Below are 11,560 nucleotides of genomic sequence, written 5' to 3' on the forward strand. Positions count from 1 at the left end.
CGAGTGCGGCGACGCGCCCACCGAGGCACGGGCGATGATCTACGCGGGGCACTTCGGGGCCCTGATCGGTGACCTTGACGCCGGGCTCGACGTGGCGCGGCGCGGCCTCGATCTGGCCGAAATGCTGGCCGCAAAGCCGGCTGAAAGGGCTGACGTGCGATGGGTGCGGGCCGAGGGGCTCATGATTCTGGGCATGCTCAACCGGCTGGCCGGCGACGCGGCGCAGGCACGCTCCATTTCGGACAGCGCGGTGGTCGCCAGTGAGGCGTGCGGGCACTCTTGGGCGGCGGCCGGGGCGGCGTGGACCGCGATGAAGTCCGCAATGGACGCGGGCGATCCCGGGCACGCGCTCAAGCTCGCCACGCGCGTGCTCGTCCCGCTCGACGCGGCCGCCGACATCACGTCTTGGCTCATCCTGGCGCACACGACGGCCGCGGCCCTGGCGCAGACCGGGCGCACCGAGGACGCGGCGGTCCTGCTCGGTGCGGTGGTCGCGCACGGTTCGCGGATCGGGTTCTCGCCCGAGCTGATGGACCCGGTCGACGGGCCGCGCGAGGCATCGGCCGTGCGGTCGGCGCTGCCCGCCGGAGCACTCGATGACTGCCTGGCCCGTGGCTCGACGCTCAGCCGCGCGCAGGTCAACCAAATGATCATGAGCGGTTCCACCGTACCACTTGGAAATGGCTTGGAAAGATCGTCCAAGTAGGACCGAAGTCTCGGCGGCGAGAGTGAGCCGCATGAGACAGGTGAAACTTTTCCGATCGTGGGCGGTCGCGACCACCGTCGCGTTGGCCGCGGTCTTCGCGCTGGGCAACGCCGCCTACGCGACCGACCCCGTCGAGATCGAGGCGCAGGAGTTCCGCGACAAGCTCTTCGTCGCGTCGGCGCGGCTGCACACGCCGGGCGCGCAGGGCATGAAGGACCTCGCGCTCAGCGCCGAGCTGTACGCCTACCGGCAACTCCACCCGAACGCGACCGTGCAGCAGCTCAACGAGCATGTGGCGGTCGTGCGGCAGTACATAGACAGCAAACTGACCGCCACCGACATGACCCGGCAGGCGTACGAGCTCATGCCCCGGTTGCTGAACCTGCTCGCCCTGGACCCGAGGGCGTCGGTCTCCGCGCCGGTCATGAAGGAGCTGTACGAGATGGTCATCGCGCCGCAGGGCAAGCTCTACGGCGACCGGCTCGACCAGGTGGCCACCGCGCAGTTCTCGTACGAGACGTTCGAGCGGCTGTACCCGATCCAGGACCGCGTCTGGCGCTACGTCACCGCGATGGCCCAGCAGGATCCGGCGTTCGCCCAGGCATGGGACGGCAACTTCGGCGCCCGGCTCGGCGTCATGTCCACCGCCACGGTCGACCAGCTCGCGGCCGATCCCGTGATCTATACGTACATGAACATCGACGCGATCCTGGCCGCGCAGGGCAACACGCAGACCTACCTACGCGAGGTCCGGGCCCAGATCAACGGTGCGATGGGCGCCATACAGGCCCAGAACACCGCGATGATCGGATTGGTGGGGCAGCTCAACAGCCGCTATCCGCTGGTGGTCAACGGCCCGCGGCCCACCGAGGCGATACACGCCCAGGAGCGCGACGCCGCCGCCGAGCGCCAGAAAATCATCGACGGCGCGGGCACGGCGGTGGACGTGCTCGGCACGCTGCTCGGCTTCGCCGTCAACGACGGTGGCCGGACCAAGCGGATCGTCACCGGCGTCGGCAAGTCCGCCGTGCAGATCGCCACGGCCATCAACAAGTTCATCCCCACCATCGCCGGGATGGGCCTGGGCCAGGTGCTCACCTCCATGAGCACGGTCGCGCTGACCGGCAACATCATCGGCGCCATCGGCGCGCTGCTGCCCGTGTTCGCCAACCAGCCGAGCATGGACCAGCTGATGATGGCGGAGATGCAGCGGCTGCGCCAAGACGTTGCCAACCTGGCCAACAACATGAACGGCCGGTTCGACCGCATCGAGAACGCGCTGACCACGGTCTACGGCACGATGATCAGCAAGTTCGACGAGCTGCTCGCCTTGCAGGAGGTCACCCTGGCCAGGCTCGCCGGGATGGAGCGCAGCCTGTTCAACCTGAACACCTCGGTCAACAACTGGGGTGCGGCGATCATGAAGGCGCTGCAGCAGGGCCAGCTCAACACGGTCAAGGAGCGGATCAACTGGGGCATCGGGCATCTGGACACCTATGGCGAACCCATACAGTCCTATTCGGACTACCAGACCGTGGAGAACCCGCTGCACCTGTTCGCGACGGACACGGCCTACCACGCGCCGTTCGCCGGGCCGGACCCCGAGTCCTACCCGACGCAGGACCCGCTCGCGGTGCTGCAAACCTACCGGGCCAAGGGCGCCATTCATTATCTTGACTGGTACGCCCGCCAGCACTACAGCTGGCAGGCCACGCCCATCGCCCCACCCGCGGACGTCGCGCCGTGGATCGTGGCGGCCCGCTCGTACGCCCGGCTCGAGGTCGAAAACCCGGGCTACGCGAAGCTGGTCAACCCGGGCCGGGCCGGTGGGATCCTCGGTGCGGGACAGGGCATCCTGGACAGCACGACCCAGTTCAGCAAGCCGCTCGCGGCGCCGGACGCCAACGGCAACCGGACCAACGCGCTGTTCACCAACCTGCTCAACGATTACCGTGGCGCGGCTCAAGCGTTCGCGGGCGAGCTGGCGAACCTGCGCGGTTCCAACCCGGAGGGCAAGGCCTACAACATGTTCGGCACCGCCTCGCAGCCGATCCCGGCGCAGGCGCGGATGTCCGACAGCGCAACGGCTCCGGCGTGCAGCGGGACGAACCGGCCCGCGCTCGCGCGCCCGTCCAATATGACCCTCACCAACACGCCGGACGAGATCCTGTTCGCCCGGTGGGCCCACCCGGTCAAGCCCACGGTGCGGCTGTGCTACACGGCCAACTTCACCAACGTCGAGGTGGCCGAGGACTACAAGTGGACACGCACCTTCGCCGACCTGAGCATCCGCTTCGAGGTCCAGGTGAACTGGAACGGCTGGGTCGTGCCGTTCCGCAGCTGGGAGAACGTCTGGCCGCTGGGTGAGGTGTGCAGGCGTTACGTCTCCGGCGCGCCCGGCGGATACTGCAACAACGAGCGGTACTACCTGGACCGCAACTGGACCGGCTCGTACCTGCCCACGTTCCAGAACAGCGTCCCGGAGCAGACCGCGTGGAACATGCGCGACTGGGTGCGCGACCGGGCCAACGAATGGCTCAGCGGCCGGCAGAAGTCCTACTACGACAGCGTCGTGTCTGCGCTGAACACGGTGGGAAGTCCACTGCACCACCACAATGCGCGTCTGGCCAAGGTGACCCGCCTGCTGCAGGCCTATACACAGCTCGGGTGGGCTCGCGCGCTGGACCGCGACGAACTGCTGTCGCTGCAGACGTTCGGGCCGGAGCGGCTGCCCGCTGACTGGGCCGACATGCCCGTCATGGCAAGCAGTTTCGCCCGCGCGCAGGCCAACTACGGATCCTGCGTGCTGGGCAGCGGGCGGTGGCCGGTGGCCGGGGCGTGCGGCGAGGGCCAGCGCGACTACAACCCGCTCGCGCAGCAGATCCACATCCCGGCCAACTGCGCGCCGGGCAACCCGCAGGGCGCCAGCGGCGATCCCGTCGGCGACTGCATCATCGCCCTCACCCACGGCCGGCTCACCGCGCTGGCCGCACGCTACGAGCAGCACTCACGGGAGCTGGCAGGCGGCGTGTACACCGAGGGGATGCCGGACGTGCAGGCCGTGCTCGATGAGCTTTCACTCGCCGACACCTTCGTGCGCCGAACCTGATACGCCGGCACCATCGGGTCAAGAGCCGCCGGGAGGGCCACATCGGCCTCCCGGCGGCCTGTTGCGAAAGTTCGAGGTAATCGCAGTCCTCGACGAGCTCCAGCGCCTGCCGGGCCTGGGCCAGTGCCTCCCCAGCCAGCAGGCCAGGCGGTCTTGGTGCAGGGTCACGATGCCTTGCAGCAAGTGGACGGAAAGACCCACAATGGAGGGTGGCTGCGGTTCCATGAGCCTCGTTAGCGGAGGAAAGCGGCTTCTGCTACGTGGAGCTCGGCAAGCCGGACCTGGCGGAAGCAGCGTTGTCAGCTGCCTTGGACTTGCCGCTTTCGCTTCGGCGCCGGGGGACGGTTTTCGCTGATCTGGCGATGGTCGGTGTTCTGCGCAAGGATCGCGAACAGATCAGGCACTACGCTAATGCGGCCCTTGATGTTGCCAGAGAACTGGATCAGGCGTTGTCATGCGCAAGATGACCCATGTGCAAACACATATTCTGGAGTCACTGTGAACGGCGGGCGGGTGTTCCGTGAGGCATGGATCGCCGGCGTCAATAAACATTATCCCGGCACTCCGAGAGCTTCCTACATAACTCCTTGGGAAGATACGCCGGAATGGGAGAAGGCAAGCGCATCCGCCGTTTACGAGCAAGTGACTCATTTCGTCCGCCACGGTGCGACCGAGAAGCTTTCTCGCGCCCAGAAAGGCCGGTTCGTGGCGCTGTCCTGGATCGGACAAATCTATAAGCATATTCCAGATCCGAAGCCGTCTCATGTGGCCGACTGGGATCAGCTCCCGTCATGGCAGCAGGAGACAGACTCCGACATCTTCGAAACGATCGAGTCGGAGGTTGGGAAAGAGGCACGCCAAACTTAGAGCGAGGCCGACAGCTCGGCGCGCGTTGGCCCGGCACTGGCAGCGCGTTGCCGCGCCACAGATCGAGAACGCTTCGACGACGCTCCGATGTGGATCGTGTTACGCGCCGTGCGCGCCGGTTGCCCGAAGATCATCAGGTCAAGTTGGGTGACCGGTACCCCACGCGGGCCGCATGAGGTCGTAGCCTCCGAAGTACGCAAGGAGGTGCTCATGCGGCTGGAAAAGTCCAAAATCCTCAGTGAGCCCCGTCTGAGCCAGGCGTGGGGCATGTACTCGGCGGCGTTCGCTCACCTGCGCGCCGCGGCCGTGCAGCGGCAGGTGATGAGCCTGGCCGAGTTCGGTCAGGTGATGAGCGACGAACGGGTGGCCAAGCACCTGGCGGTCGCCGAGGACGGCGACGATCGGATCATCGCGTTGGCCACGTTCACCAACGAGCTCGGCGCGATGCCTTTGATATCACCGGAATTCTTCGCCCGTCGATGGCCGCACCTGTACGCGCGGCAACACATCTGGTATCTGGGCTTCTTCGTGATCGACCCGGAGCATCGCAGCAGCGGGATCTTCGAGGCGGTCATCGCGCAGATGTGGGCGGAGGTGCAGGCCGCGGGCGGGGTGGCCGCGCTCGACGTGTGCGGGCGGAACGCCGCGCTCGGTCTGCCCCGGGCGATCGAGCGCACACTGCGCCGGCTGAGCCCCGGCATGGTGGCCGAAAGCCTGGACACGCAGACATATTGGGCGTTCAGTGTGGACGCCATGCCGTGATGGTCGGTGCGACCGTGCTCTCGAAGGCGTCCGCGGTCGCGCTATGCCGTGATGGTCGGTGCGACCATGGTCTCGAAGGCGTCCGCGGTCGCGGGCCTGCCCCACAGCCAGCCCTGCCCATAGCGCACGCCCAGTGCCTCCAGCACGTCGCGCTGGCGTTCGTCGTGCACGCCCTCGGCCACCACGCCGAGGTGCAGGGCCGTGCTCATCGCCACGACCGCGCGCACGATGGCCTCGTCTTCGGTGTTGCTGCCGAGGCCCGCGACGAACGAGCGGTCGATCTTCACCCCGGTGACCGGATATTTGCGCAGATAGCCGAGCGCGGAAAAGCCCGTGCCGAAGTCGTCGACCACCAGCTGCACGCCCAGCTCGCGCAGGTTGTTCATGACCTGGTCGGCGCCGCTGGTCGCGTCGATCATCACGGACTCGGTGAGCTCGACCGTGACGACCGACGGGGGCACCCTGTATTGAGCCAGGGCCGCGCCGAGGTCGGCCGGCAGGCGCGGGTCGTGCAGTTGGCGGGCGGAAACGTTGATGGACATGCTGAAGCCGTGGTCGACCGTGCCGGCCTCGCGCCACTGCGCCAGCTGGCGCAGGGCCGCGTGGATCACCCACCGTCCAATGTCGATGATCAGTCCGGACTCCTCGGCGACCGGGATGAAGCTCGTCGGCAGCACCATCCCGCGCTCCGGGTGCAGCCAGCGGATCAGCGCCTCGGCGCCGACCGGGCGCCCGGTCGACAGCCGCACGATGGGCTGGAAGGCCAGCTCGAACTGGTGCGTCTCCAGGGCCTCGCGCAGCGCGAGATCGGTCTCGATCCGCTCGCGGACCCTTTCGCGCATCACTGGATCGAAGATCACCCACGTGTCCCGGCCCGCGGCCTTGGCCTGATACATCGCCGTATCGGCATCGCGCAACAGGTCTTCGGCGGTCGCGCCGCCCGCCATGTTGGCCGATGTGGCGATGCCGATCGACGCGCTGATCGCCACGTTGAGCGTCGGCATCCGCAGCGTCTGGCGCAGCGTGCGGAGCACCTCCTCGGCCACCTCGATGGCCTCGTCGTGGCGGGCCTGGCAGGCGAGCGCGAACTCGTCGCCGCCAACCCTGGCGATGGCCGCGCCCGGCGGCACGCACGCGCTCAGCCGCCTGGCCACCTCGCTGATCACCTCGTCGCCGGCGCCGTGCCCGCGGGAGTCATTGACCAACTTGAACCCGTCGAGGTCGAGGAAGAAGACCCAGACGTGGACCCCGGGGGGAGCCGGCTGGGCGAGCATGGAACGCACCTGCGCGAACCACAGCGCGCGGTTGGCCAGGCCGGTCAGCGGATCGTGCGTGGCCTGATATTCGTACTGATGCTGGGCCGCCACATAGCCCTGCACCGCCGACACGGCGCGGATCAGCAGGAGCGCCACGACCAGCAGACCACCCGTGGCCAGCACGGCCCGGTCGACCAGCGACGGCTGCCGGATCAGCACCGCGAGCACGAACGGGGCCGCCAGCGCGGGCGCGATCAGCAGCAGGCGCGGCACCGACCAGGCCTGCACCGGCAGGTCGGCCCGGCCCCCGAGGTCGACCATCGACGGGTGCAGCGCGCCCGCGGCGACCGCGCAGAAGCCGAGCAGGAACGGCAGATCGAGCAGGGGCGAGCCGGTGAGCTCACCGGTGGTACCGATAACGGCATAGGCCACATCGCCGGTCAGCATGAGGGCCATGCAGCACATCAGGAGGTAGTAGGCCGGGCCTCTTCGGGCGGTGCTGAACGCGAGGTTGAGCACCAGGAGCACGAGCACGCTGTCGAGCATCGGGTAGATGCCGGCCAGCGCGGAGACCACGGGCGGACGGCCGCCGATCGATGCGGCCGGGACGGCCAACAGCAGCGTGAAGACGAGCCCCGCGCCGACCGCGACCAGAAGCCCATCGATGAGCGCGTGCTTGCGGGCCCCCGTGCGCGAGGCCAGAAACCCGCCCAGGCCGAGGAACATCAGCACATAGCCCGGGATGGTGAACGAGTCGCCCAGCAGCGACGAGGTGCCCGCGCTGTCCTGCACCCACCCGCGCAGCACCGCGCCGCCGACGAACGCCCCGCACGCCGCGGACAGGCACGCCCACGGCCACGCGGGAACCGGGCGGTAAAGGCGCATCCCGTAGAGGATCGCGACCCCGCTGCCGAGCCCGACGAGCACGAACACCGCCGCGGCGAGCATGGTGTCCGACGCGGCCACGTAGACGCCGGCCGCCGCCGCGCCGAGCGCAAGACACAGCCCCGACAGCTTGAAAGCCGTCGGCGCCATGGACGTCGGGGCCGCCTGCGACACCTACACACCTCCCTGCCAGGGGCAGCGCGCAACGGTACCAGCCTATCTAATCGGGTAACCGGATGATCAACCATGAACCGCCCAGGCGCTGCCTCTGATGCAGGAAACACCAACCGGGCCGGTCTGTCTACTCTGGACCGCCCGGTGCGCTCAACTCATCTACTGTGAGCGAATGTCGCGCATCCTGGTCGCCGAGGACGACCCGAAACAGGCCGCATTGATTAGGATGTATCTGGAGCGCGAGGGGCACAGCCTGCACGTGGTTTCCGACGGCCGGTCGGCGCTGGACGTGTGCCGGGCCTACCGTCCCGATCTCGCGGTCCTGGACATCATGCTGCCCGTCGTCGATGGGCTGGACGTGTGCCGGATCCTGCGCGCCGAGTCCGGCATCCCGATCCTGCTGTTGACCGCGCGGACGACGACCGAGGACCTGCTGCTCGGGCTCGACATCGGCGCCGATGACTACATGACCAAGCCGTACAACCCGCGCGAGCTGGCCGCGCGGGTGAGAGTGCTGCTGCGCCGGGGCAAGGCGGCGGAGCCCGCCGTGCGGATCGTCGCGGGCGACATCGAGCTCGACGTGGCGCGGTTCGAGGCCCGCGTCGCGGGGCGGCCGGTGTCGCTGACCGCCAAGGAGTTCGACATCCTGTGCGCGCTGGCCTCCCCGCCGGGCCATGTGCTGAGCCGGGCACAGATCATCGATCGCGCTTTCGGATTCGACCGGTACGTGGAGGAGCGCACGGTGGACGCGCACATCGTCAACATCCGGCGCAAGATCGAGCCCGATCCGGTCGAGCCGAGGTACGTGCTGACGGTGTACGGCCGGGGGTACCGCCTGGCGGCGTCGTCGTGATGAGCTTCCGGCTGCGGGTGCTCGCGTTGGTCGTCCTGGTGACGCTGGTGGCGACCGCGGCGACGGCCTGGCTGACGCTGCGCACCGTGGCGCGCGAGATCGAGCAGTCGGTGACCGCGGGCCAGGAGGACATCCGGCTGATCACGACGGAGCTGGTGCGCTACGGGCGCGACAAGGACACGTGGGACGGCGTCGACCGGCTCGTGGCGGAGCTCGCCGGGCGGACCGGTCAGCGGATCTGGGTGGTGGGGGAGTCGGGCCGGGAGATCGCCGATTCGGACGTGCTCGCGGGAGGCCCGGCCCGGCCGGTGGCGGGTGCGCCGCTGATCGCCGACGCCCGCCCGGTCCTGCCGCTGCGGGACAGCATCGCCGGTGGCGGCGCGGTCAAGCTGGCCGCGTCGGCGATCAGCATGTACCACCGCCAGCGCAAGCTCAAGAAGTGCTACCTCGACGCGGGTGTCCCGACCGTGATATCCGTCGGGCAGTTCGGCCTGGAGGAGCTCCAGCCGGTCAAGCCGTTCCCGACGAAGCGGGGCGAGCCCCAGCTGTGTGAGCGGGAGTCCGAGGTCCCGGAGAAGGACTTCGAGGCGTTCCTCGGGGCGGTCCAGCCGTGCGAGACGCTCACGAATGTGGCCATGCGCGACTGCCTGCAGACCGCGTTTCTGCGGCAGATCTCGCCGGTGGCGCCCGAACCGCTTCGTGTCTACATTGGAGCGTCCGATGACCGGCCGGCCACACCTCCGGTCGGGCCGGTCGCGGCGGCGGCGGGACTCGTTGCCGCCATTGCCATCGCGGGCAGCCTGCTGTTGAGCCGGCGCGTGTTGCGCCCGGTGCGAGCGCTGACGGCGGCGGCGGACCGGTTGGGGCAGGGCCGGTTGGCCGATCGCGTGCCGGTCAGCGGGCGCGACGAGATCGCCGCGCTCAGCCGGTCCTTCAACCGCATGGCGCAGGCGTTGCAGGACAGCGAGGAACGCCAGCGCAGGATGACCGCCGACGTCGCGCACGAGCTGCGCACGCCCCTGACCAATCTGCGCGGATACCTGGAGGCGCTGACGGACGGCACGGCCGAGCCCAGCCGCGAGCTGTTCTGGTCGCTGCGGGAGGAGGCGCTGCTGCAGCAGCGCATCATCGACGATCTGCAGGACCTGGCGCTGGCAGAGGCGGGGCGGCTGAGCTATCGGCGGGTGCCGGTCGATCTGGCCGAGCTGGTGGAAAGCTATGCACGGCAACACTTTTCGGACGACATCGACATCGCGGTGCGGGCGGGGCAGCGTCCGGCCTATGTGGACGGTGATCCGGACCGGTTGCGACAGGCGGTCAATAATTTGGTACGCAACGCGCTCACGGCATGCCGGCCGGGTGGCACCGTCACGCTCACCGTCGTCCACAGTGGACCGTGGGTCGAGCTGTCGGTCTCCGACACGGGCGCGGGCATCGCGCCCGAAGACCTCCCGCATGTGTTCGAGCGCTTTTGGCGCGCCGACCGGGCCCGTCAGCGCCCCATGGCCACGGACGTCTCGCCTCGGCCCCCGGTCCGCAGCGGCCGGCCGCAGGGCGGCGTGGCCTCCTCTGACGCCCGCCAGGCCGTTGGCGGCTCAGGCGTCGGGCTGGGCCTGGCCATCGTGCGGCAGATCGTGCACGACCACGCGGGCACGATCGCGGTGAGCAGCCCGCCCGGCCACGGCGCGACGTTCACCCTCCGGCTTCCCGCCCATCATGGGGCGGGCGGACCGACGTAGCGCTTGCCGTCCAGGTACGGCCACGGGTTGGCGGTGCAAACCTTGAGGCCCAACGTTTGCGTCTGCATCGTCGGGGCGGGTTTGCCCGCGCCGGGGCACGCCTCGTGCCCGCGGCCCAGCTCATGCCCGACCTCGTGATTGATCACGTATTCGCGGTACAGCCGCAGCGGCAGGCCACCGTTCACATAATCGGGCACCGACAGCCGCCACCGGTCAAGGTTGATGATCACTTTGCGCACCTGGCGGCACGACGTATAGGGGACGCCGTTCTCGCGGATGTCCACGCCATTGACCCGGCACATCTGGTACGCGGTCTGCCGTGTCACCAGATACACCGTGAAGTCGGCGGCCTGACCCTGTGGGACCCGCTGGAATCGATGCTGCTTGCCCGCGATCCAGCTCCTCGGGTCGCCCAGTGTCTGCTCAACCATGCCCGCGAACTCGGCCAACTCACCGACCACATTGGACTCCACGGCCACGTGGAAGCGCCGCAGCCTCCCGGCCGTCCCGAGCACCGGGCCGAGCTCGGTGCCCACCACAAACGTGCCCGGCCCGTTGGTGGGAATGTCGCCGGGCAGTTGCAACACCGGCGCGGGCGAAGCCGGGTCTGCCGAAGGCGTCGGCGGGGCGGCGCTCGCGGATTGCTCGGCACGCACGGGTTGTTCCGACCCCGTCACGGCCCTCATCGCGCCCACGGACACCATCAGCACGCCAATCATCAGCACACCGACCCACCACCGCACCGGCCGAGGGTAGCAACGAGATCATGAAGACCTTGTGAAGAACCTGTTGGCAGCTGACGAGCGCTAGGCACCGTCGCGCCGGCTGGCGAGCACGCGCTGGAACTCGTCGGGCTCCAGCCAGACGCGGCCATGGGGCCTGACCCATTCGTCCATGGCGGGCATGGTAGGGCCCGCTGTCACGGCCCTACGGCAGGCGCGGTGTGACCCCGGCGGCGTTGGCAACTGCGGGCAGCAGGGCGTAGGCCCAGACCCGATAGCCGTCGGCCGACGGATGGTATTTGTCGTGGCACAGCGTGTTGGGGTCGGCGCGGAAGACGGCGCCGGTCTCGTCGCCCAGGTCGACGACCGCGCCACCGGCCGCGTGCACCGCACGCACCTGCGCTCGGGCGACCCGCCGCCCGAGCCAGCCCACGATCTGGCGCAGCGGCTGCGCGATCGCCCGCGCCGCGCCCAGGTCGGGGCAGGC

Annotated in this window: 10 protein-coding genes; 7 read left to right on the plus strand and 3 right to left on the minus strand. The window is 69.0% G+C overall.

Annotated features, from left to right (window positions below; all coding sequences use genetic code 11):
* From DM816_RS35240 to DM816_RS35255, 5 genes are all read left to right on the plus strand, one after another.
* Positions 1-706 (plus strand): hypothetical protein (locus DM816_RS35240; RefSeq protein ID WP_211588996.1); only part of this gene is annotated, 706 nt, incomplete at its 5' end.
* A gap of 31 nt (positions 707-737) precedes the next feature.
* Complete coding sequence (locus tag DM816_RS35245; RefSeq protein WP_162908155.1) at positions 738-3,815, plus strand: hypothetical protein; 3,078 nt, start codon at positions 738-740, stop codon at positions 3,813-3,815.
* A gap of 260 nt (positions 3,816-4,075) precedes the next feature.
* Positions 4,076-4,282: a hypothetical protein gene (locus DM816_RS43155; RefSeq protein WP_162908156.1), complete on the plus strand. Its 207-nt coding sequence runs from the start codon at positions 4,076-4,078 to the stop codon at positions 4,280-4,282.
* A gap of 31 nt (positions 4,283-4,313) precedes the next feature.
* Entirely contained in the window at positions 4,314-4,682 is a 369-nt protein-coding gene (locus DM816_RS35250; RefSeq protein ID WP_117214788.1) for a hypothetical protein, read from the plus strand.
* Between the two features lie 87 nt (positions 4,683-4,769).
* On the plus strand, positions 4,770-5,444 hold the full coding sequence (locus DM816_RS35255; protein ID WP_117214789.1) for a hypothetical protein: 675 nt from the start codon (positions 4,770-4,772) through the stop codon (positions 5,442-5,444).
* 41 nt (positions 5,445-5,485) lie between these two features.
* Here DM816_RS35255 and DM816_RS35260 read toward each other — a convergent pair whose 3' ends face one another.
* Entirely contained in the window at positions 5,486-7,759 is a 2,274-nt protein-coding gene (locus DM816_RS35260; RefSeq protein WP_162908157.1) for a putative bifunctional diguanylate cyclase/phosphodiesterase, read from the minus strand.
* Positions 7,760-7,931: 172 nt separating this feature from the next.
* Here DM816_RS35260 and DM816_RS35265 point away from each other — a divergent pair, with 172 nt between their 5' ends.
* Together DM816_RS35265 and DM816_RS35270 are read left to right on the plus strand one after the other, a co-directional pair.
* Positions 7,932-8,612: a response regulator transcription factor gene (locus tag DM816_RS35265; RefSeq protein WP_117214791.1), complete on the plus strand. Its 681-nt coding sequence runs from the start codon at positions 7,932-7,934 to the stop codon at positions 8,610-8,612.
* Complete coding sequence (locus DM816_RS35270) at positions 8,612-10,351, plus strand: sensor histidine kinase (protein WP_117214792.1); 1,740 nt, start codon at positions 8,612-8,614, stop codon at positions 10,349-10,351. Before DM816_RS35265 ends, DM816_RS35270 begins: the two co-directional genes overlap by 1 nt.
* On the opposite strand, the gene DM816_RS35275 is transcribed toward DM816_RS35270, so the two are convergent.
* Positions 10,327-11,094, minus strand: a complete 768-nt coding sequence (locus tag DM816_RS35275) for a DUF3152 domain-containing protein (RefSeq protein WP_246002541.1) — start codon at positions 11,092-11,094, stop codon at positions 10,327-10,329. The genes DM816_RS35270 and DM816_RS35275 overlap by 25 nt on opposite strands.
* A gap of 184 nt (positions 11,095-11,278) precedes the next feature.
* The coding region (locus tag DM816_RS35280; protein WP_483964166.1) for an SGNH/GDSL hydrolase family protein at positions 11,279-11,560 on the minus strand (282 nt) is incomplete at its 5' end.

Source organism: Allorhizocola rhizosphaerae (assembly GCF_003426775.1).
GTDB lineage: Bacteria > Actinomycetota > Actinomycetes > Mycobacteriales > Micromonosporaceae > Allorhizocola > Allorhizocola rhizosphaerae.

Excerpts from the sequence above, each read along its gene's own strand:
- DM816_RS35265 (WP_117214791.1), top strand. The coding sequence starts at position 7,932 with ATGTCGCGCATCCTGGTCGCCGAGGACGACCCGAAACAGGCCGCATTG.
- DM816_RS35255 (WP_117214789.1), top strand. The coding sequence starts at position 4,770 with ATGTGGATCGTGTTACGCGCCGTGCGCGCCGGTTGCCCGAAGATCATC.
- DM816_RS35245 (WP_162908155.1), top strand. The coding sequence starts at position 738 with ATGAGACAGGTGAAACTTTTCCGATCGTGGGCGGTCGCGACCACCGTC.
- DM816_RS35270 (WP_117214792.1), top strand. The coding sequence starts at position 8,612 with ATGAGCTTCCGGCTGCGGGTGCTCGCGTTGGTCGTCCTGGTGACGCTG.